Source organism: Pedobacter psychroterrae, from assembly GCF_004331695.1.
GTDB lineage: Bacteria > Bacteroidota > Bacteroidia > Sphingobacteriales > Sphingobacteriaceae > Pedobacter > Pedobacter psychroterrae.
The window spans coordinates 1,545,845-1,567,487 of the sequence record NZ_SJSL01000001.1; the positions used below are offsets into that span (position 1 = coordinate 1,545,845).

A 21,643-nucleotide genomic window follows, 5' to 3' on the forward strand; every position below is an offset into this window, starting at 1 on the left:
ACAAAATGTCAAGAATAGGAAAAGCCCCAATTAATGTTCCTGCTGGTGTAACAATTACAGTTTCTAAAGATAATATAGTAACAGTAAAAGGACCAAAAGGAGAATTAACTCAAGCAGTGGATTCAGATATCACTGTAAGTCAGGAAGACAGCGTATTAAGTGTACAACGTCCATCTGAACAAAAAAGACACAAGGCATTGCACGGTTTGTACCGTTCTTTGTTGAATAATATGGTTATTGGTGTAACAGAAGGTTACAAAATTCAGCAGGAATTAGTAGGTGTGGGTTATCGCGCTACTAATCAGGGAAATACCCTGGATCTTGTATTGGGTTATTCACACCACTATGTGTTCCAATTGCCGGAAGAGATTAAAGTAACAACAACTTCAGAAAAAGGTCAGACTCCTAAGATTATCTTGGAAAGTATAGACAAACAACTGATCGGTCAGGTAGCGGCAAAAATACGCTCATTACGTGCTCCGGAGCCATATAAAGGTAAAGGTATTAAGTTTGTAGGCGAAGTGTTAAGAAGAAAAGCAGGTAAATCAGCTTCTAAAAAATAATCATCATGGCAGGGAAAAAATTATCTCGTAGAGATCGTATAAAAAAAGGAATCAGAAAAAGATTGACGGGTTCCGAAAGCCGTCCACGTTTATCGGTTTATAGAAGCAATAAAGGTATTTATGCTCAAATCATTAACGATGTAACCGGTAGTACAATTGTATCAGCTTCATCTTTATCAAAGGATTTTTCAGGTACAGGCAACAAATCTGAGCAATCGGTAGCTGTTGGAAAGCTTGTTGCTGAAAAAGCAATTGCGGCTGGTGTTAAAGAAGTTGTTTTCGATAGAAATGGCTATTTATACCATGGACGTGTTAAATCGTTGGCAGAAGGTGCTCGCGAGGCTGGTTTAGTATTTTAATCTGAAAATAGGATAAGAATGTCAACTATCAATATAAAAAGAGTTAAGACTAGCGAAATCGAATTAAAAGATCGTTTAGTTAGTATACAACGTGTAGCTAAAGTAACCAAGGGTGGTCGTACTTTCAGCTTCTCAGCAATCGTTGTTGTTGGGGATGAAAACGGAATCGTAGGTTACGGCTTAGGTAAAGCGAAAGAAGTAACAGAAGCAATTGCGAAAGGGATTGATGATGCAAAGAAAAATTTGGTTAAAGTTCCTTTATTGAATGGAACTGTACCACATGAGCAAATCGGTAAATTTTCAGGTGGTTTTGTTTTAATCAAGCCAGCTGCAGTAGGTACCGGTGTTATTGCCGGTGGTGCGATGCGTGCTGTATTGGAAAGTGCAGGTGTGCATAATGTATTGGCAAAATCAAAAGGTTCATCAAATCCACACAATGTGGTGAAGGCAACTGTGGATGCTTTAACTAAAATGCGTGATGCCTATACCATCGCTCAACAGCGTGGTGTAGATTTAAATAAAGTTTTTAACGGATAATATTATGGCGAAGATCAAAATAACTCAGATAAAAAGTATTATCGATAGAAGCGAGCGCCAAAAGAGAACTATGCAGGCTTTAGGTTTAACTAAAATGAACCAGAGTGTTGAAGTAGAAGCAAATGCCGCAATTATCGGAATGGTAAGAAAAGTGAATCACTTAATTGCCATCGAGAGTATATAATTATTATAGTAAGGGTTGTAAATGTAAGTTATATGACTACATTTGCAGCCTTTATAAATTGTTTAACCGTTACCCTGATTAGTGAAAGCGAAGGGTAGCACAATGAGTTTCAAAAAATGAACTTAAGTAATCTAAAACCTGCAACAGGTTCTACTAAGAATAGTAAAAGAATTGGTCGTGGTACTGGTTCTGGTCGTGGCGGTACTTCTACGCGTGGCCATAAAGGTGCTGGATCCCGTTCAGGACATTCTACAAAGATTGGATTTGAAGGTGGTCAAATGCCTTTACAGCGTCGTGTGCCTAAAGTAGGTTTTAAGCCGATCAACAGGGTTGAGTATGTTGGTGTTAATTTAGACGTATTACAAGGTTTAGCGGAGAAATTTAGCTTAACAAGTATAGATTTCGCTACTTTACAACAACATGGTTTGGCATCAAAGAACGATCTGATTAAGATTTTGGGTCGTGGTGAAGTTAAATCTAAATTAGAAGTTAAAGCACATGCTTTTTCTGCAACCGCACAAAAAGCTATTGAGGCTGTTGGAGGCTCAATCGAAAAATTGTAATTAATGAAGAAGCTGTTTACTACTTTAAGTAATATTTGGAAAATTCAAGAATTGAAAGAGCGTATAGTATATACGCTTATGATTCTTTTAGTATATAGATTCGTATCGCACATAGTTTTACCTGGTGTTGATGCAAATCTGTTGGGTGATAATCAAAAGTCGGGCCTTTTAGGGCTTTTGGATATGTTTGCCGGAGGGTCTTTCTCAAGGGTTTCTATATTGGCTTTGGGGGTTATGCCTTATATTTCAGCATCAATTGTAGTGCAGCTATTGGGTATTGCAGTTCCTTCGTTTCAGAAAATGCAAAAGGAAGGTGAAAGCGGAAGGAATAAACTGAATCAAATTACGAGATACCTAACAGTAGCGATTACAGCAGTTCAGGCAGTAGGATATGTTAAAACTCAGGTGCCGCAAGAAGCAATTATAATCGATCACACATTATTCTTTGTGTTATCTACGTTTGTACTTTCAGCGGGAACGTTATTCGTAATGTGGTTAGGTGAGAAAATAACAGACAAAGGTATTGGTAATGGTATTTCTTTGATCATTATGGTCGGCATTATTGCTCGTTTACCTGTCGCTGGATATCAGGAAATTACTTCTAGATTTGGTGGGGAAGGCGGGCCTTTAGCACTACTGATTGAAATAGTAGCTTTATTTGCAGTAGTGATGTTTACTATTATGATTGTACAGGGTGTACGTAAAGTGCCTGTACAATATGCAAAAAGAATTGTAGGCAACAGACAGTTTGGCGGAGTAAGACAGTATATTCCTTTAAAGGTGAATGCTGCAGGTGTAATGCCTATCATTTTTGCACAAGCATTGATGTTTATCCCAGCTACGCTCACCCAATTTTTCCCATCTTTACAAAACACCTGGTTAATTCAGTTTAGTGATTATACTTCTCTGGCTTATAGTTTGACGTTTGCATTTTTAATTATAGCATTTACATTTTTCTATACTGCTATTACTGTAAATCCGACACAGATGTCTGATGACATGAAAAAGAACGGAGGCTTTATTCCGGGGATTAAGCCAGGCTTGTCTACCTCTTCTTTTATAGATGATGTGATTTCTAAGATTACCTTTCCTGGGGCTGTCTTTTTAGCTATCATAGCGATTCTTCCTTCTATTGCCGTGAAATTTGGTATTAAGTCAGAATTTGCACAGTTTTATGGAGGTACTTCCCTGTTAATTTTGGTAGGTGTAGTTTTAGACACATTGCAACAGATCGAAAGTTATTTGTTAATGCGTCATTATGATGGATTGATGAAAACCGGCAGAGTAACTGGCAGAACAGGAATTCCTGCTACTAGTGGTAGCAATGCAGTTATTTAATTTAGATGTCAAAAATCTATTACAAGTCTTTAGAAGAGATTGAGTTAATAAGGGAGAGTTCGTTGTTGGTTTCAAGAACTTTAGCTGAGATAGCTAAAGTAATCGAGCCAGGAATGACTACAAAGAAATTGGATGAACTTGCCTATGTTTTTATAAAAGACAATGGCGCAATGCCAGCTTTCTTAAACTATAATGGATTTCCTTATTCTCTGTGTATATCACCTAATGAAAAAGTAGTCCATGGTTTTCCTGGAGAATATGTGATACGGGAAGGAGATCTGATCTCTGTAGATTGTGGTGTTATTAAAAATGACTATTATGGTGATTCTGCTTACACGTTTTCTATAGGTGAAGTTGATCCGGAAAAGGCAAAGCTGGTTGATATAACAAAAAAGTGTTTGCAGTTAGCAATAGAGAAAGCGGTAGTAGGATCTCGAATAGGAGATATTGGATTTGCTGTTCAAAATTTGGCAGAGCTTAATGGATTTGGGGTTGTACGGGAACTAGTGGGACATGGAGTTGGAATTAAATTACATGAAAAGCCTGAGGTCCCAAATTATGGCAAACGAGGTAGTGGTGTCAAGCTAGAGGAGGGAATGGTGATAGCGATAGAGCCAATGATAAATGCCGGGGTTGCAGGAGTTAAGTTTTGGTCTGACGGTTGGACAGTAACGACAAAGGATAATAAACCGTCAGCACATTTTGAACACACGGTTGCTATAAAAAAGGGGAAGGCAGATGTTTTATCAACCTTTTCATTAATTGAAGAAGTTTTAACAGAAAAAAGGTAAATAATTAAAATTTTTTATTTAATTTTGCGTCCCTGTTTAATAGCAGCTAATTAAGTAAAAATCAATATTATATGGCTAAACAAGCCTCAATTGAACAAGACGGTGTAATAAAGGAAGCGTTATCAAATGCTATGTTTCGGGTCGAACTGGAGAATGGACATGAGATTATCGCTCACATTTCGGGAAAAATGAGGATGCACTACATCAAAATTTTGCCCGGAGATAAAGTAAAATTAGAGATGTCGCCTTACGATTTATCAAAAGGCAGGATTACTTATAGATATAAATAAAATGAAAGTTAGGTCATCAATTAAAAAGCGCAGTGCTGATTGTAAGGTTATTCGTCGTAAAGGTAAACTTTACGTAATCAACAAGAAGAACCCTAAATTTAAGCAACGTCAAGGTTAAGAAATTATTGAAGTATGATTGGATTGAATGTACAGGTTACTCAATCTGTCGTTTAATCAAATAATCAACATTTAGTATAAATATGGCAAGGATATCAGGTATTGATTTACCAAGAAACAAAAGAGGCGAAATTGGATTGACTTATATCTTCGGAATAGGCAGATCAACTGCACAACGTATATTAACAGAGGCAGGTATCGATTTAAGCAAAAAAGTACAGGACTGGTCTGACGATGAATTATCGGCTATCCGTACAATTATCAACGACGGCGTAAAAGTGGAAGGCGCTTTGCGGTCGGAAGTTCAGTTAAACATAAAGCGTTTAATGGACATCGGTTGTTACCGTGGTTTACGTCACAGGAAAGGTTTGCCAGTACGTGGTCAGCGCACTAAGAACAATTCTCGTACTCGTAAAGGCAAGAGAAAAACAGTTGCTAACAAGAAAAAAGCTACTAAATAAAATTTAGTACTGAATAATAATTATGGCTAAGAGTAAAAAAGTTACCAAAAAGCGTATTGTTGTTATTGAGTCTGTAGGTCAGGCTCACATCAATGCTACTTTTAACAATATCATTGTTACCTTAACAAACAACAATGGTCAAACTATTTCATGGTCTTCTGCAGGTAAAATGGGATTTAAGGGTTCTAAAAAGAACACTCCTTATGCTGCAGGCCAAGCTGCATCTGATTGTGGTAAAGTAGCATTTGACTTAGGGCTACGTAAAGTAGAAGTTTTTGTAAAAGGTCCGGGTTCAGGCCGTGAGTCTGCAATTAGAACATTGCAGGTTTCGGGTATTGAAGTTACCTCAATCAAAGATATTACACCGCTTCCACATAATGGATGTCGTCCTCCTAAGAAGAGAAGAGTTTAATTTATTAATTTTTAAAGCTAAGAGTCTACAGCTTTAGGTTGTAAGATACTTTAAAACAAAAAACAATGGCAAGATACACAGGACCAAAATCCAAAATCGCGCGTAAGTTCAGAGAGCCAATTTTCGGCCCTGACAAGGTCTTAGACAGAAAGAACTATCCTCCTGGACAACATGGGGCTTCAAAAAGAAGAGGTAAGCAATCTGAATACGCTGTTCAGTTGATGGAAAAGCAGAAGGTTAAATATACATACGGTGTATTGGAGCGCCAGTTCCGTAACTTATTTACTAAAGCTTCTTCTCGTGAAGGCATTACCGGTGATAACTTATTGCAATTATTGGAAGCTCGTTTAGATAATACTGTTTACAGATTAGGTATCGCTACCACACGTTCGGCTGCCCGTCAGTTAGTTAGCCATAAACACGTAACAGTTAACGGTGAGGTAGTAAATATTCCTTCATATCAATTAAAGGCTGGTGATGTGGTTGCAGTTCGTGAGAAGTCTAAAACTTTGGAGGCAATCACAAATTCAGTAGCAGGAAGAGTAGTCAATAAATTTAATTGGCTGGATTGGAATGCACATGAATTAACTGGGAAATTCCTCGCTTATCCAAACCGTGATGAGATTCCAGAGAACATCAAAGAAAACCTTATAGTAGAGCTGTACTCTAAGTAATATATTTGTGACTAATTGTCTATTGACAATTAGTCAAATTGCGTTACAAAATTTTAATAACGATCTAAAAACATTATAAATGGCAATTTTAGCATTTCAGAAACCCGATAAGGTAATCATGCAGAAGTCGACTGATTTCGATGGTATATTTGAATTTCGTCCTTTAGAGCCCGGTTTCGGTGTAACAATTGGTAATGCCTTGAGAAGAATATTGCTTTCTTCATTGGAAGGTTATGCCATTACAAGTATTCGTTTTTCTGGTGTATCTCATGAATTCTCTACCATAAAAGGAGTAGTAGAGGATTTAACTGAGATTATTCTTAACTTAAAGCAAGTACGTTTTAAAAAAGTAGGAGATTCTGGTGATTCTGAGAAAGTTTTTATCGTGGTGAATGGTCAAGAGCAGTTTACTGCAGGAGATATCACTAAATTTTCTACAAACTTTGAGGTTCTTAATCCGGATTTTGTTATTTGTAACATGGAGAAAGCGGTTACTTTAGAAGTTGAGCTAACCATTAACAAAGGACGGGGCTATGTACCTGCAGAAGAAAATAAAATTAATGACGCTGTAGTTGGAGTTATTGCTATTGATTCGATCTTTACTCCAATGAAAAATGTGAAATATACGATTGAAAATTATCGTGTTGAACAGAAAACAGATTATGAAAAACTAATATTAGATATTTCAACGGATGGTTCAATTCATCCTGAGGAGGCATTAAAGGAGGCTGCGAAGATTTTGATTCAGCACTTTATGTTGTTTTCTGATGAAAACTTAGTATTGGAATCTCAGGCAAAAGAAGAGACTAAAGAAGTTGACGAGGAAATTTTGCATATGCGTAAAATCCTTAAAACTGAACTTGTTGATCTTGATTTGTCAGTTCGTGCATTGAACTGCTTGAAAGCAGCTGATATACGTACATTGGCAGATCTTGTTTCTTATGATGTAGCTGACATGTTGAAATTCAGAAACTTTGGTAAGAAATCTTTAACAGAGATACAAGAACTGGTTAAATCTAAGAGTTTATCATTTGGAATGAACTTGTCTAAATTTAAATTGGACGAAGAATAATAAGCTATAAAAGCATAAATAACATATTGTTAATAGTGTGTAATTCCCTCAAATAACTTAAAGAGACGGTATACACTGAATAAATTGAAAAATGAGACACGGTAAAAAAGTAAATCACTTAGGAAGAACAGATTCACATCGTAAGGCGATGTTGGCTAACATGGCTTCATCGTTGATTAAACATAAGAGAATTTCAACTACGTTAGCTAAGGCGAAAGCGTTGCGTATGTATGTTGAACCAATTATCACTAAATCTAAAAATGATACTACACACTCTCGTCGTATTGTATTTAGCTACTTACAAGATAAAGAAACGGTAACCGAATTGTTTCGGGACATTGCAGCGAAAGTTGCTAACCGTCCAGGTGGTTATACCAGAATCATTAAATTAAATAATCGTTTAGGTGATAATGCTGAAATGGCATTGATCGAATTGGTTGATTATAATGAGGTTTACGGTAAGGAAGCTGAATCGGCTGAGAAGAAAACAACCCGTCGTGGAAGAAGCAAAGTTAAAAAGGCTGATGCTCCTGCTGCTAAAGCTGAAAAGACTGCTGAAGCAACAGTTGAAGCCGAGACTTCTGCTAAAGAAGATGCTACACCTGAGGCACCTGCTGTTGAAGAAACAAAAGAGGATAAAGGCGAATAAATATTTATTTGCTGACATTATAACAAAAGACCCTGACCGATATCGGTCAGGGTCTTTTGTTATTCTTAACAGGTTGAAGTAGTTTTAGCCTTGTTTCTTTCTTTAGCATATTGTTTATTCTACGTGGTTTTAATGTCATATGGTGCCTAAAGTGACGACAAAGAAAGTGATTCCATAAAGCTAATTTACTATTCATTTTCTAAAAAGGTACCTTTGTCCTATAATCAAATCTCATGTCTAATCAACGCCATTTACAGCAATTTATAGATCAGCTTGCAAATAACATTTCATCTAATGTATTTGTTAAAATTTCTCTCGGTAATTATCAGGGGAACGAGAAGGAATTAAAGAATATTTATGTTAGAAGGGTAAAGATCAAGAGAACAGATATGCTGTCATTTACTTATCGCTACAAGTCACGTGATATCATTAAAAACTTTCCTGTAGCTGAGGGCATTACTTTGGTAGGACATTTTATGAGCAATGATTTTAAGATAGCCACATTGTTTACCACGGAAAAGGAAGTTATTTTGGAGCATGGGAAAAACCAGCAGATTTCTATGCGGGAACAGATGCTTAGCAAGGCAGTTACCCCAGACTTATCCCACAATAAGGAGAAGAAGCGGTTGATACAGGCCAGCGGAAAGCCATATTTGGTTGAGCTTAAACTAACCGATTCAGAAGGGAATATTTTTAAGAATGCCCAGGATAAATACAGGCAGATTAATCAATATATCGAAATTTTAAATAGTCTTATCAAAGAATTGCCGGCAGGTACTATTAAGCAGGTAGTAGACATGGGATCGGGTAAGGGATACCTGACCTTTGCGCTTTATGATTATCTGCAAAATGTACTAAAGGAAACTATTAAAGTTACAGGAGTAGAATATCGAGAGGACCTGGTACTCTTGTGTAATGCTATAGCCAAGCAATCAGGATTTAAACAACTGGATTTTGTTCAGGGAACTATAGAAAATTATGAGGTCTCAGCTATTGATTTGCTAATTGCCCTGCATGCCTGTGATACGGCTACGGATGATGCGATATTTAAAGGTATTAAGGCTAGTGCCAAATTGATTGTCGTAGCTCCTTGCTGTCATAAACAGATCAGGCGTGAGATGGAAAAACATAAGGTTAAAAATGAAATTTCCGTATTGACAAAATACGGGATATTTATGGAGCGGCAAGCGGAAATGGTAACAGATGGGATCCGCGCCCTGATCCTGGAATATTTTGGCTACAAGACCAAGATTTTTGAATTCATATCAGATGCACATACACCCAAGAATGTGTTAGTTGTTGGTGTTAAATCAGCTGATCAGGACCAAAGTAAAAATCTGGAAACTAAAAAGCAGGAAATAAAACAAAAGATTTTGGAAACTAAAACATATTTCGGAATCGGCTATCATCATTTGGAGAGACTTTTGATGCAGGAACAATTGATGTGAGTCTTGTTTCTGTCATACTGTCACATTTCTGTAACAGCATTCGGACATAAAATTCTTTAATTATTCCATATCAGAGGGATTATCTGCCAAAAACCAATTGGCACATTGCTTGTTAAACAGTTGTAAAATAATAAGATTTCATAACATAAACAGAGATAAATAGCATGTCAAAAATTATTGGTATAGACTTAGGAACAACAAACTCTTGCGTAGCCGTAATGGAAGGTAACGAACCTGTAGTTATAGCCAACAGTGAGGGTAAACGTACTACGCCATCCATTGTTGCTTTTGCGGAGAATGGTGAGCGTAAGGTGGGAGAGCCGGCAAAACGTCAGGCAATAACTAACCCAACAAAAACAATTTCATCAATTAAGCGCTTTATGGGAAGTAGCTTTGCCGAGGTTTCAAAAGAAACAGGCCGCGTACCCTATAAAGTAATTAAGGGCGACAACAATACACCGCGTGTTGAAATTGACGATCGTAAATATACTCCTCAGGAGATTTCTGCAATGATCTTGCAGAAAATGAAAAAAACAGCAGAAGATTTTTTGGGTCATGAAGTGACAGAAGCAGTCATTACTGTTCCCGCTTATTTTAATGATGCACAGCGTCAGGCAACGAAAGAAGCCGGAGAGATTGCTGGCTTAACAGTTAAACGTATCATTAACGAACCAACAGCAGCAGCTTTGGCTTATGGTTTGGATAAAGCACACAAAGACATGAAAATTGTTGTGTTTGACTGTGGTGGCGGTACGCATGATGTTTCGGTATTGGAATTAGGCGATGGAGTATTTGAAGTTAAATCAACTGATGGTGATACGCACTTGGGTGGTGATGATTTTGACCATATCATAATTGATTGGTTAGCAGAAGAATTTAAAACCGAAAATGGCATGGACTTAGCAAAAGATCCAATGGCATTACAACGTTTAAAAGAAGCTGCTGAAAAAGCTAAAATTGAATTGTCAAGTACTACTTCTACAGAAGTTAACTTACCTTACATTACTGCTGATGCTAGCGGACCAAAACACTTAGTACGTACGTTAAGTCGTGCTAAATTTGAGCAATTGGCGGGCGATTTAATTAAACGTACCATCGATCCTTGTAAATCGGCATTGAAAAATGCAGGCTTAAAAGTTGGTGATATCGACGAAATTATCTTAGTAGGCGGTTCAACACGTATTCCTGCAATTCAAGAAGCTGTTAAAGCTTTCTTTGGTAAAGAGCCAAGTAAAGGTGTAAATCCTGATGAGGTTGTAGCTATTGGTGCAGCTATTCAAGGTGGCGTGTTAACAGGTGAAGTTAAAGATGTATTGTTATTAGATGTTACTCCGCTTTCTTTAGGTATCGAAACTATGGGTGGTGTTATGACTAAATTGATTGAAGCCAACACGACTATTCCTTCTAAAAAAGCAGAAACTTTCTCTACGGCAGCTGATAATCAGCCTTCGGTAGAAATCCATATTTTACAAGGCGAGCGCCCTATGGCAGCTTCAAATCGTACTATTGGTCGGTTCATTTTAGATGGAATTCCACCAGCGCCACGCGGTGTGCCTCAAGTAGAAGTTGCTTTTGATATTGATGCGAATGGTATCTTACACGTAAGTGCTAAAGATAAAGCTACTGGTAAAGAGCAAAAAATCCGTATCGAGGCTTCGTCTGGTTTAACGGATGAAGAAATCAAAAAAATGAAAGAAGAAGCTGAAGCAAATGCTGAGTCGGATGCTAAACAAAAAGAAGAGGCGGACAAAATTAATAGCGCAGATGCTTTAATTTTCTCAACAGAAAAGCAGCTAAAAGAATTTGGCGATAAGCTTTCTGCTGATAAGAAAGCGCCGATTGAATCTGGGTTACAGAAACTTAAAGACGCTCATACAGCTCGTAGTTTTGCCGACATTGATGCAGCTCAGGAAGAGTTACAAAATGCTTGGAATGTTGCCTCAGAGGAAATGTATAAAGCAGGACAAGATGGCGCACAACCAGAAAGTACTGCCACGGATCCAAATACAGGTGGACAATCATCTGATGGTGGAGATAATGTTACTGATGTTGATTTTGAAGAAGTGAAAGACGATAAAAAGTAATTGTTATAAGTCCTATAAAAAGAAAAGGCCCTGATCGTTTGACAGGGCCTTTTCTTTTTAATTGCAAAAGGTTAGTTCCAAAGATTCTCTGGATAAGTTCCATCTTTTACAAGCTGGTCTATACTATTTTGTACAAAAGGTTTATCTTCCTTGTAAGTTACACCAAACCATTGATTGTCTGTTGGGATCACTTTAAAATTAGCTTTGTTAGTTCTAACCAGGTTTTCTCCAATTAAAGGTATAAAGAATTCTGCTTTTGGCTTTTCTTTATTTTCCAAGGCAAATACTTTAAAAAGATCTTCGGTAAGTTTGAAAACTGCAGGAGTAAATCCCCAGAAGTTCATTGATACCGGCGTGTCAAAACTCAAAGGATACTCAGTGCCATTTTCTTCATAAACAATGCCATCTCCTTTTTTATAAACTTGTGTGCGTTCTGTAATTTCTTCCAGATAACCTGCATCACTCGTTTTACAAACACCACGGGAAACGGAGCCAAAATCAGATAGTGTTTTTCCAATCTGATAGCCAACAATAGAATAATTACTGTCGTCAGCTTCGTTATTTAAGAAATCAACCATTTTCTTAAATGCATCAAATCCATAATAATCATCGGCATTAATAACACAAAATGGTTCGTTAATTACTTTTCTTCCAGAAAGAATTGCGTGAGCTGTTCCCCAAGGTTTCTCACGGTAAATTTCTTCTTCAATACCAAATTGCTTCAGGTCGAAATTTTGAAATACATAATCTGTTTCAATTCTGCCCTTGAGTTTTGGTTCGAATATTGATTTAAAATTTTCAACAAATTCTTCTTTAATAATGAATACTACTTTGCCAAATCCGGCCTTAATAGCATCATAAATTGAATAGTCAATAATAGTTTCTCCATTAGGGCCGAACCCGTCGATTTGTTTCATGCTGCCATAACGGCTTGCCATACCAGCAGCTAATATTAATAAAGTAGGTTTCATCTAGCGAAAATAGTAATTAGATTTTTAAAAGTTGTTATTTTGAATAAGTAAAATCGTGTCCATTCTTAATATTCAGAAGAGAATGATATATCAGGCTAATTACATTGTCAACATCTTCTTTATGAATCATTTCTACAGTTGTGTGCATATAACGTAACGGCAGGGATATTAAAGCTGAAGGAACTCCGCCATTAGAATAAGCAAAAGCATCCGTATCAGTCCCTGTAGACCTCGATGACGCCTGACGCTGAAAAGGAATGTTATTCTTCTCAGCCGTCTCGATCAATAGCCTGTTGAGATTCGTTTGAACCGCGGGTGCATACGAAACAACAGGGCCTTTGCCACAAGCGAGGTCTCCCTGGGTAATCTTGGATATCATTGGCGTAGATGTATCATGCGTTACATCTGTAACAATCGCTACATTGGGTTTAATTCTATGTGCAATCATTTCAGCTCCCCGCAAACCAATCTCTTCCTGGACGGAATTAACAATGTAAAGCCCGAAGGGAAGCTTCTTTTTATTCTCCTTAAGCAATCTGGCAACTTCCGCGATCATGAAACCTCCAGCCCTGTTATCTAACGCACGACCTACATAATAACGGTCGTTGAGTATCATAAACTCATCTTCATAGGTTATCACACAGCCAACATGGATTCCTAATTTCTCCACTTCTTCTTTCGTAGTACATCCACAGTCCAGAAAAATGTTTTTAAGCAATGGAGCTTCTTCTTTTTCTCCACTTCTGGTGTGAATGGCTGGCCAACCAAAAACAGCCTTTACAAGGCCTTTATCCGTATGTATATTGACCCTTTTTGATGGAGCGATCTGATGATCCGAACCACCATTGCGGATTACGTAAATAAGTCCGTCTGATGTAATGTAATTCACAAACCAAGAGATTTCATCAGCATGTGCTTCTATCACCACTTTAAAGTCTGCCTTAGGATTAATTACACCCACCGCCGTGCCATAACTGTCTATAAAGCTTTCATCGATATACGGTTTCAAATAGTCCAGCCACAACTTCTGGCCCGGATATTCAAATCCGGTAGGAGAGGGATTGTTTATGTATTTTTCAAAAAATTGAAGGGATTTTTTATTAACGACGTTAATATGGGTTTTTTTATCTTCTTTTTTCTTTGCCATTTTTTATTTTTTAACAGTGGTAAACTTAGATAAAAGTGTTTAAGCATTCATGGATGACTTTAAAATATTGCAAAAAATAAATTAAATCAATCTTCCGGGTCAATTTTTAGTTCCATGATCACAAAATCAATGTCATCCTGGATAAAGTATTGAGGTGTTTCTTCAAAGCCAAATTTATTGTAAAATGAAATAACAGATACGCGTGCATTGCACCATAATTTTTTACCATTCGTTTTTTTTACATACATGATAATATATTCAAGCAGCTTAGTTCCGTATCCTTTTCCCTGAGCAGCATTTATTGTAGCAAACTTCCTGAACTGGTAAATATTGTTTACTTCAAATAATGAAATGACCGAAGTAAGCTGATTTTTTGCATATAGACCAAAATGGATACCGTCTTTGTCATTTTTGAGTTTAATATTTTCAAAAGGCAAATCGGGATGCATTACTTCATGCCGAATCCTCCAGGTTAGCTCAAATCTTATCTGTTCTATCTGAATATCATCCATTATCTACAAAGGAATGTTCCCATGTTTCTTACGTGGGCTATTGACAACTTTATTCTCTAGCATTTTAAACGCTTTAATTAGTTTCGATCTCGTCTGAGACGGTTCTATAACCTCATCTACAAAGCCCCTTTCTGCCGCACGATATGGATTAGCAAAGATGTCGGAATAGAGTTTCTCCTTTTCCAGCCATTTTTCCTGAGGATGCTCTGCCGTGGTTATTTCTTTTTTAAAGATGATCTCCGCAGCACCTTTTGCCCCCATAACAGCTATTTCTGCACTCGGCCATGCATAATTTAGATCTGCTCCTATATGTTTTGAATTCATCACATCATAAGCTCCGCCATATGCTTTTCTGGTGATTACTGTAATCCGTGGCACGGTAGCCTCGCTAAAGGCATACAATAGTTTAGCCCCATTTGTAATAATGCCATGCCATTCCTGATCAGTACCCGGTAGAAAACCAGGCACATCTTCAAAAACCAGTAAGGGAATGTTAAAACAATCACAAAAGCGAACAAACCTTGCCGCTTTAACCGATGCGTTATTGTCCAGCACACCGGCTAAATAAGCCGGTTGATTGGCGATAATCCCAATGCTGCGACCTGCCAAACGTGCAAAACCTACAACAATATTTTCAGCATAGTCTTTATGTACTTCCAAAAAACTGTCGCTATCCGATACCTCAGCAATTATGCCTCTTATGTCATATGGCTGATTCGCATTTTCAGGCATAATGGAGTTTAATGATGCCCGATGCTCATCTGCCATTGTATAAGGCAGCATAGCAGGTGTCTCTTCACAATTCTGAGGCATATAACTTAGCAGCCGTTTAACATGATTAATGGCATCTAATTCGTTTGAGCAGGCAAAATGAGTCACACCCGATTTTGTTGCATGCGTAAAAGCACCACCCAGTTCTTCGGAAGTTACTTCCTCATGTGTTACAGTCTTCACTACATTCGGGCCAGTTACGAACATGTATGAGGTATTTTCTACCATCAGTATAAAATCTGTTATCGCCGGAGAATACACTGCTCCACCAGCACATGGCCCCATTATTGCCGAAAGTTGTGGCACAACACCCGATGCCTGAACATTTCTGTAAAATATGTCGGCATATCCCCCTAAAGACACCACACCTTCCTGTATACGTGCCCCACCACTGTCATTTAAGCCAATAACAGGCGCGCCGTTTTTCATCGCCATTTCCATTATCTTGCAAATCTTCTCTGCATGAGTTTCGGAAAGGGAACCCCCAAATACAGTAAAATCCTGAGAAAAAACATATACAAGCCTGCCATTGATGTTTCCATATCCGGTTACTACGCCATCTCCATAATATTTTTCATGCTCCATGTCAAAATCAGTACTTCGGTGAGTGACCAACATGCCAATTTCTTCAAATGAATTTTCATCCATTAAAAAGTGGATCCTTTCTCTTGCAGTTAGCTTTCCCTTTTTATGCTGATGATCTATTCTTGCCTGGCCACCTCCCAGATGTGCGCTGGCAATTTTATCCTTTAATACGGTTATTTTGTCTTTCATGATAACATTTGGTTAAATATTACCAACGATATTGCAATCTGGTGGTAAATACATCGTCCTTAAGGTCATTAATATATTTGGGCAGTGTTGTGCCGTCATTTACTATATGTTCATTATAGACAGTTAGCTTTATTCTTTGTCCGATCAGATAACTTACTCCGTATCCCAGAGTGCTAAACTTAATGTCGCCCGCAGTAGTGTTATTTTCTTTGCCAATTTCCATCTCGCTAATATCCTGGTTCGGATCGTAGACATCATAGGAGACCATGGCCGTCAAGCCTGTTTTGGCTACCTGCTGTGTCAACCATACGTAATATCCGTTGAATTGTCGTAAATAGAGATCTGTTTCTGGCTGAGAAGAAAAGCTCATGCTGGATGCAGGCCCCGCTATGCTAGCCGATGATCCTATCCCGGGCTGCTTCCCTGCTACATATTCCGTTTTTAATAAAGTTTTACCAAAAGTATTGTCATATTGAAGTTGCAAATTCACTCCATAGTAGTCGCGTGCGGCATTCCAATTGATATGATCTGCACTTGTGTTTTTTAAATATCCGTTAGCCGTACTGCTAAAATAAGTCTCCGTATTACTCCTCACTGTTCCTTTATAGAAGGAGCCGCCAAATCCGATATGAAACTTTTTGTTTGCTAAACTGTCAAATTTGAATGCCAGATTCCCTACTATATCTTTTTTTGAATCGTAATCTCTGGAACTATACCCACTTCCATTCAGCACTGCAAATTCAGCGGTGATAAATTTGAAGGCATTTGAAGGATGATAGCTTACCATAGCGCCAATATCACGTTCCCGTGGCATTAGCGTCTGAAACACCCGTGCACGTTCAGGGAAATCCCTGTAGCCGGACGAATAGACAATTGAATGCCCAAATGGGCGGTTGAACAACCCTGCTGTAAACAGAAAAGTTTTAGAGCCCGGTTGATGCAATTGAATAAAAGCATCCATGAGCATAACCCCATTTTGAGTAGCATCAATCTGGAAAACAATATTTGAATATTTATCAGCACGATCTATTTTTAATCTGCCTCTTCTTACCATAAACCTATCAGCAGAATTCTTTCCAAAATCTCCTCCTGAAAAAGATAATATCCCTGCAGATTGGGCCCGTTGATATTGAGTTTGAAGGTAACCCGTGATGGCTATTTCATGCGGATCATAAGATGACGGTGCATTATTGCTTTGAGAGAAGGCATAAACCGGAAGCATAAATAGGAGGAGGGATACAATTTTCTTCATGAAATAGCTAAAAGTGTTTAAGGTCGCTAAATTACAGTAAAAGCAGGATGTATCTATATTATGGTGTTGTTTTTTAGAATTTTTAAGCTAAAGTATTCGTTGCAACAACTAAATTACATTTTTTTTACAAGTTATGTTGCTCTGTAAGGATGTTTGGACTTATTTTTGGTGATTATAATAAAACTACAGAGAAAATTAAATGTTCGTTAGTAAATACAGACTTCCTATAGTTATTGCCTTTTTGAGCATCTTCTTTGCAAAGATGCTAATTTCCGGCGCGCCTGTATTTTTCAACCATATTGATAAACAGATCATGAATGCTGTTATCATGCAGATTGAGGCAGAGCACAGTGCTGACGGTGAAGGGGGCAAAGCAAAAGTGAAGCTTTGTGATTACAAAATTGATTTTCAGTATAACAATACACCGTTATCGGTGCTGGATTTGTATGGCCTCAACAATAGTTTTATAGACCATTCCAAGCGGTATGTTGACCCGTTTCATCCTTCAGTTCCCACACCACCCCCTAACCGTTGCTAATTTCAGGCATAATAATGATCTTTCAGGAGATAAATTATGCAAATTTTAAAAATTAGTTAAAACATTAAAACATAGTTTTATGCAACGTGGAAACTCAGTCTTTTCAAGATTGGAAGTGAAAAAATATATATTAAAAAAGAATTTAAAGCGTGACCTCCCTGCTAGTATAGTGGTGTTTTTGGTTGCACTGCCACTTTGTTTGGGTATTGCGCTTGCATCAGGAGCCCCGCTGTTTGCAGGTCTTATAACCGGGGTAATTGGTGGTATTGTAGTGGCCAGTATAAGTGGCTCTCAGCTTAGTGTAAGCGGACCAGCCGCTGGTCTTACCGCGATCGTCCTGGGAGCAATTACCACGCTCGGTAACTACGAGACATTTTTGCTGGCAGTAGTACTTGCCGGAGTCATCCAGTTGATCCTAGGTATATTAAAAGGAGGGATGATCGGAAACTATTTTCCGTCAAGCGTGATAGAAGGTATGCTGGCTGCTATTGGTCTTACTTTGATACTTAAGCAGCTGCCTCATGCTTTAGGAGTAGATTCTGATTTTTTTGGTGACGAGAGCTTTGTACAGGGAGATAATGAAAATACTTTTTCTGCTATAAGCAATGCTTTTAGTCATTTTGGTGTTGCTGCCATTGTTATTAGCGCCTTGTCAATTGCAGTGCTTATAATCTGGCCGAAATTTAAAAAGCTTAGTGTGATCCCAGCCCCACTGCTAGTTGTGGTTTTGGGCGTTGCTCTTGCCCTGGCATTTAGCGGTACAGAATATGCGCTGGCACAGTCACATATGGTAGAAATTCCTGTCGTAAACGGAATTGGTGAATTTTTTAGCCTGTTTACATTGCCAGATTTTTCGCAGATTACCAATAGTAAAGTTTGGGTAGTTGCCGGTACAATTGCCGTGGTAGCCAGTCTGGAAACTTTGCTTAGTATCGAAGCAATAGATAAAATTGACCCTATCAAACGGGTTTCTCCTACCAATAGAGAATTGGTTGCACAAGGTGCAGGTAATATAGTTAGCGGTTTGGTGGGCGGATTACCGATGACTTCAGTGATCGTACGGAGTTCGGCAAACGTAAATTCAGGGGGAAGAACAAAAATGTCAGCCATCTTTCACGGAACCTGGTTACTTTTGTCCTTGTTATTTATTCCGGGTCTGATAAATATGATACCTTTGGCATGTTTAGCTGCTATACTATTGGTAACAGGTTATAAACTTACACGAATAGCTTTATTCAAGCACATGTACCACAAAGGCTGGGATCAATTTATCCCATTTGTGATCACCATTGTTGCGGTATTGCTTACAGACCTTTTAAAAGGTGTGGCAATTGGTATGCTATTTTCAATATTCTATCTGCTGCGTACCAATATGCGCAACCCATTCTTTTACAAAGTACAAGAGGAGGGAGATAAAAAGCATATCCGGATCAAACTTGCCGAGGAGGTTTCCTTCCTTAATAAAGCATCCATACAAGTGTTGCTTACTAATATACCAAAGGAAACCAATGTCATCATAGATGGTACTAATTCCAGATATATAGATCCGGACGTTCTGGAAACTATATTTAATTATAAGCATAATGCTTATACAAAAGGTATTATTGTTAGTTTAGAGAACATTCAACAACAATACATAGTACCTAAACTAAATAATAAAGCTATAGAAGAAATCAATAATTAAAATATTATGTGCGCAAAATTAGAAAAACAACATACAGATCAAATAACATACGAAGGTTTATTAAAAGGAAATAAAGATTGGGTTGCTGCAACGCTTGATGAAGATCCTGGATTTTTTGACAGATTATCAGCAGGACAGGCTCCGCCGGTATTATGGATCGGATGCTCAGATAGCCGTGTCCCGGCCAATCAGATTACCAATACCATGCCCGGCGATATCTTTGTTCATAGGAACATTGCCAATGTCGTTGCCCATACAGATATGAACCTATTGAGTGTATTGGACTATTCAGTCAATGTACTTAAGATAAAGCACATCATTGTTTGCGGTCATTATGGTTGCGGAGGGGTAAATGCTGCACTTGGCGACAAACAGGTTGGATTAATTGACAACTGGTTGAGGCATATCAAAGATGTCATCCGTATGCATGAACGTGAATTAAGTACCATTAAAGACCCTGTAAAGAAATCTAACCGTCTTGTTGAGCTAAATGCAATTGAAGGTGCTGCCAACGTGATGAGTACATCCATTGTGCAAAATGCATGGGCTGGTGGCCAGGAGCTTTCTGTTCATGCATGGGCTTACAGTCTTCAAACAGGACTGATCAAAGACCTGCAGGTAAGTGCTTCCAGTGCCGATGACCTGTCGCCGGTGTTCAAAATGAACGCAGGAAAGTAGCTAAATGATAAGGTGCTAAACAAAAAACTCCCGGTTATATACCGGGAGTTTTTTGTTTAATCATTTGCCAGAAAAGGATATCGATAATCCTTTGGCGGATCAAATGTTTCCTTAATTGTACGTGGCGAAACCCAGCGTAACAAGTTGATCATTGATCCGGCTTTATCATTTGTACCTGAACCTCTGGCGCCACCAAAAGGCTGCTGACCAACTACAGCACCGGTACATTTATCATTGATATAGAAATTACCGGCGGCATTTCTTAGCCTTTGGGTTGCTTTTTCAATTGCATAGCGGTCCTGTGCAATAAAAGCACCAGTCAGTGCATAAATAGAAGTGGTATCAACGATATCCAATATCTTGTCAAATTCTGCATCATCATAAACATAGATCGTCAGCACAGGTCCAAACAGCTCTTCGCACATGGTCGTGTACATTGGATCTTGTACAACAAGTACTGTAGGTTCAATAAAATAACCTTTTGACTTGTCATAATTTCCACCGGCAATGACCTCTACAGCAGTGTCTTTCTTAGCCTCATCTATATAAGATGCCAGCTTGTCAAAAGAATTCTCATCAATAACAGCATTGATAAAATTACCGAAATCTTCCGTACCACCCATTTTAAAAGTAGCCAGGTCACGCAGCATAAATTCTTTTACCTGAGGCCATAGACTTTTTGCGATGTACACACGCGATGCAGCAGAACATTTTTGTCCCTGGTATTCAAAAGCACCACGTATGATTGCTGTACTCGAAACTTCCGCATCCGCAGAGCTATGTGCAAGAATGAAATCCTTACCACCTGTCTCGCCAACAATACGCGGATAGGTTTTAAATTTATGAATGTTGTTGCCAATTGTTTTCCAGATATTCTGGAAAACACCGGTAGAGCCTGTAAAATGGATTCCCGCAAAATCAGGGTGACTAAAAATTACATCACCTGCATCAGGACCGGAAACATATACCAGGTTGATCACACCATCTGGCAGTCCGGCTTCTTTAAAGATCTGCATCAATACATTGGCAGCAAAAATCTGCGTATTTGCAGGTTTCCATACCACTACGTTGCCCATCATGGCAGCAGATGTAGGAAGATTTCCGGCTATGGCAGTAAAGTTAAAAGGAGTTAAAGCAAATACAAAGCCCTCAAGCGGGCGTTGCTCAACCCTGTTCCATGATCCTTTTGGTGATACAGGAGGCTGCTGCTTGTAGATCTCAGTCATGTAGCTTACATTAAAACGCAGAAAGTCTATCAATTCGCAGGCAGAATCAATTTCGGCCTGATAAGCATTTTTAGACTGGCCCAGCATGGTTGCCGCATTTAATTTATAGCGGTAGGGCCCTGCTATTAAATCTGCAGCTTTAAGAAAGATAGCTGCACGATGTTCCCAGGCCAGATTTTCCCAATTTGCCTTAGCGGCAAGGGCAGCATCAATTGCCTGCTGTACATGCGTCTTTTCACCCTTACTGTATTGACCTAAAATATGCTGGTGATCATGTGGCGGAGTTACTTTACCCTTATTGTCTGTATGGACTTTCTCAGCGCCAATATACATTGGTATGTCAATCTGTTCAGAGCGGGCTTCGGCTAGTGCAGCCTTCAAAAGTTCACGTTCTTTGCTACCGGGTGCGTAAGCTAAAATTGGCTCATTTACCGGAGCCGGTACGTTAAAAAATCCTTTAAGCATCGTATAAAAAATTAGTTCGTGCAAAGGTAATTGTTTTTTTGGTTGTAACTTACCATACTTTATATATTGATCTGTAATAATTC

At 38.4% G+C, this 21,643-nt stretch carries 25 protein-coding genes; 19 read left to right on the forward strand and 6 right to left on the reverse strand.

Annotation, left to right across the window (positions count from 1 at the left end):
- The first annotated feature begins 5 nt into the window (after positions 1-5).
- From rplF to dnaK, 16 genes are all read left to right on the forward strand, one after another.
- Positions 6-563, forward strand: coding sequence for a 50S ribosomal protein L6 (rplF, locus tag EZ437_RS06815; RefSeq protein ID WP_131594482.1), 558 nt, complete (start codon positions 6-8; stop codon positions 561-563).
- Positions 564-568: 5 nt separating this feature from the next.
- The gene (rplR, locus tag EZ437_RS06820; protein ID WP_068892467.1) at positions 569-922 is read left to right on the forward strand and encodes a 50S ribosomal protein L18; all 354 of its coding nucleotides are present in this window, start codon (positions 569-571) and stop codon (positions 920-922) included.
- Between the two features lie 18 nt (positions 923-940).
- A complete protein-coding gene (rpsE, locus tag EZ437_RS06825; RefSeq protein ID WP_131594484.1) occupies positions 941-1,459 on the forward strand; it encodes a 30S ribosomal protein S5 in 519 nt (172 codons plus the stop codon).
- A gap of 4 nt (positions 1,460-1,463) precedes the next feature.
- Positions 1,464-1,643 (forward strand): 50S ribosomal protein L30, encoded by a 180-nt coding sequence (gene rpmD / locus EZ437_RS06830; protein ID WP_131594486.1) that lies wholly within the window; start codon positions 1,464-1,466, stop codon positions 1,641-1,643.
- 116 nt (positions 1,644-1,759) lie between these two features.
- Positions 1,760-2,206: a 50S ribosomal protein L15 gene (gene rplO, locus EZ437_RS06835; protein WP_131594488.1), complete on the forward strand. Its 447-nt coding sequence runs from the start codon at positions 1,760-1,762 to the stop codon at positions 2,204-2,206.
- Positions 2,207-2,209: 3 nt separating this feature from the next.
- Positions 2,210-3,544, forward strand: a complete 1,335-nt coding sequence (gene secY, locus EZ437_RS06840) for a preprotein translocase subunit SecY (RefSeq protein ID WP_131594490.1) — start codon at positions 2,210-2,212, stop codon at positions 3,542-3,544.
- A gap of 5 nt (positions 3,545-3,549) precedes the next feature.
- Positions 3,550-4,335, forward strand: a complete 786-nt coding sequence (gene map, locus EZ437_RS06845) for a type I methionyl aminopeptidase (protein ID WP_131594492.1) — start codon at positions 3,550-3,552, stop codon at positions 4,333-4,335.
- Between the two features lie 71 nt (positions 4,336-4,406).
- Entirely contained in the window at positions 4,407-4,625 is a 219-nt protein-coding gene (gene infA, locus EZ437_RS06850; RefSeq protein WP_048907428.1) for a translation initiation factor IF-1, read from the forward strand.
- 1 nt (position 4,626) lies between these two features.
- The gene (gene ykgO / locus EZ437_RS06855; RefSeq protein WP_008244551.1) at positions 4,627-4,743 is read left to right on the forward strand and encodes a type B 50S ribosomal protein L36; all 117 of its coding nucleotides are present in this window, start codon (positions 4,627-4,629) and stop codon (positions 4,741-4,743) included.
- Positions 4,744-4,825: 82 nt separating this feature from the next.
- Positions 4,826-5,203 (forward strand): 30S ribosomal protein S13, encoded by a 378-nt coding sequence (gene rpsM, locus EZ437_RS06860; RefSeq protein ID WP_048907427.1) that lies wholly within the window; start codon positions 4,826-4,828, stop codon positions 5,201-5,203.
- Positions 5,204-5,225: 22 nt separating this feature from the next.
- Positions 5,226-5,615 carry a 30S ribosomal protein S11 gene (rpsK, locus tag EZ437_RS06865; protein ID WP_008244541.1) on the forward strand — a complete coding sequence of 130 codons (390 nt, stop codon included), beginning with the start codon at positions 5,226-5,228 and terminating at the stop codon, positions 5,613-5,615.
- Between the two features lie 65 nt (positions 5,616-5,680).
- Positions 5,681-6,289, forward strand: coding sequence for a 30S ribosomal protein S4 (gene rpsD / locus EZ437_RS06870; protein ID WP_131594494.1), 609 nt, complete (start codon positions 5,681-5,683; stop codon positions 6,287-6,289).
- Between the two features lie 79 nt (positions 6,290-6,368).
- Positions 6,369-7,361: a DNA-directed RNA polymerase subunit alpha gene (locus EZ437_RS06875; protein WP_131594496.1), complete on the forward strand. Its 993-nt coding sequence runs from the start codon at positions 6,369-6,371 to the stop codon at positions 7,359-7,361.
- Positions 7,362-7,452: 91 nt separating this feature from the next.
- Positions 7,453-8,010: a 50S ribosomal protein L17 gene (gene rplQ, locus EZ437_RS06880; protein ID WP_131594498.1), complete on the forward strand. Its 558-nt coding sequence runs from the start codon at positions 7,453-7,455 to the stop codon at positions 8,008-8,010.
- Positions 8,011-8,243: 233 nt separating this feature from the next.
- On the forward strand, positions 8,244-9,458 hold the full coding sequence (locus tag EZ437_RS06885; RefSeq protein ID WP_131594500.1) for a class I SAM-dependent methyltransferase: 1,215 nt from the start codon (positions 8,244-8,246) through the stop codon (positions 9,456-9,458).
- A gap of 164 nt (positions 9,459-9,622) precedes the next feature.
- Positions 9,623-11,542, forward strand: coding sequence for a molecular chaperone DnaK (gene dnaK, locus EZ437_RS06890; protein ID WP_131594502.1), 1,920 nt, complete (start codon positions 9,623-9,625; stop codon positions 11,540-11,542).
- A gap of 71 nt (positions 11,543-11,613) precedes the next feature.
- Here the strand turns inward: dnaK and EZ437_RS06895 are convergent, their stop codons facing one another.
- The 5 genes from EZ437_RS06895 to EZ437_RS06915 form a co-directional block, all read right to left on the reverse strand.
- Complete coding sequence (locus EZ437_RS06895) at positions 11,614-12,513, reverse strand: nucleotidyltransferase family protein (protein ID WP_131594504.1); 900 nt, start codon at positions 12,511-12,513, stop codon at positions 11,614-11,616.
- Positions 12,514-12,547: 34 nt separating this feature from the next.
- On the reverse strand, positions 12,548-13,660 hold the full coding sequence (locus tag EZ437_RS06900; RefSeq protein ID WP_131594506.1) for a M42 family metallopeptidase: 1,113 nt from the start codon (positions 13,658-13,660) through the stop codon (positions 12,548-12,550).
- An 86-nt stretch (positions 13,661-13,746) separates the two neighbouring features.
- Entirely contained in the window at positions 13,747-14,172 is a 426-nt protein-coding gene (locus EZ437_RS06905; RefSeq protein ID WP_131594508.1) for a GNAT family N-acetyltransferase, read from the reverse strand.
- Between the two features lie 3 nt (positions 14,173-14,175).
- The gene (locus EZ437_RS06910; protein ID WP_131594510.1) at positions 14,176-15,717 is read right to left on the reverse strand and encodes an acyl-CoA carboxylase subunit beta; all 1,542 of its coding nucleotides are present in this window, start codon (positions 15,715-15,717) and stop codon (positions 14,176-14,178) included.
- A 19-nt stretch (positions 15,718-15,736) separates the two neighbouring features.
- Entirely contained in the window at positions 15,737-16,969 is a 1,233-nt protein-coding gene (locus EZ437_RS06915) for a porin (RefSeq protein ID WP_131594513.1), read from the reverse strand.
- A gap of 199 nt (positions 16,970-17,168) precedes the next feature.
- On the opposite strand from EZ437_RS06915, the gene EZ437_RS06920 reads away from it, so the two are divergent.
- The 3 genes from EZ437_RS06920 to EZ437_RS06930 all read left to right on the forward strand — a co-directional run bounded on the left by EZ437_RS06920 (position 17,169) and on the right by EZ437_RS06930 (position 19,869).
- The gene (locus EZ437_RS06920) at positions 17,169-17,507 is read left to right on the forward strand and encodes a hypothetical protein (RefSeq protein WP_131594515.1); all 339 of its coding nucleotides are present in this window, start codon (positions 17,169-17,171) and stop codon (positions 17,505-17,507) included.
- A 79-nt stretch (positions 17,508-17,586) separates the two neighbouring features.
- Complete coding sequence (locus EZ437_RS06925) at positions 17,587-19,191, forward strand: SulP family inorganic anion transporter (protein ID WP_131594517.1); 1,605 nt, start codon at positions 17,587-17,589, stop codon at positions 19,189-19,191.
- Positions 19,192-19,197: 6 nt separating this feature from the next.
- The gene (locus tag EZ437_RS06930) at positions 19,198-19,869 is read left to right on the forward strand and encodes a carbonic anhydrase (RefSeq protein WP_131594519.1); all 672 of its coding nucleotides are present in this window, start codon (positions 19,198-19,200) and stop codon (positions 19,867-19,869) included.
- Positions 19,870-19,925: 56 nt separating this feature from the next.
- Here the strand turns inward: EZ437_RS06930 and pruA are convergent, their stop codons facing one another.
- Positions 19,926-21,560 (reverse strand): L-glutamate gamma-semialdehyde dehydrogenase, encoded by a 1,635-nt coding sequence (pruA, locus tag EZ437_RS06935; RefSeq protein WP_131594521.1) that lies wholly within the window; start codon positions 21,558-21,560, stop codon positions 19,926-19,928.
- Between the last annotated feature and the right edge of the window lie 83 nt (positions 21,561-21,643).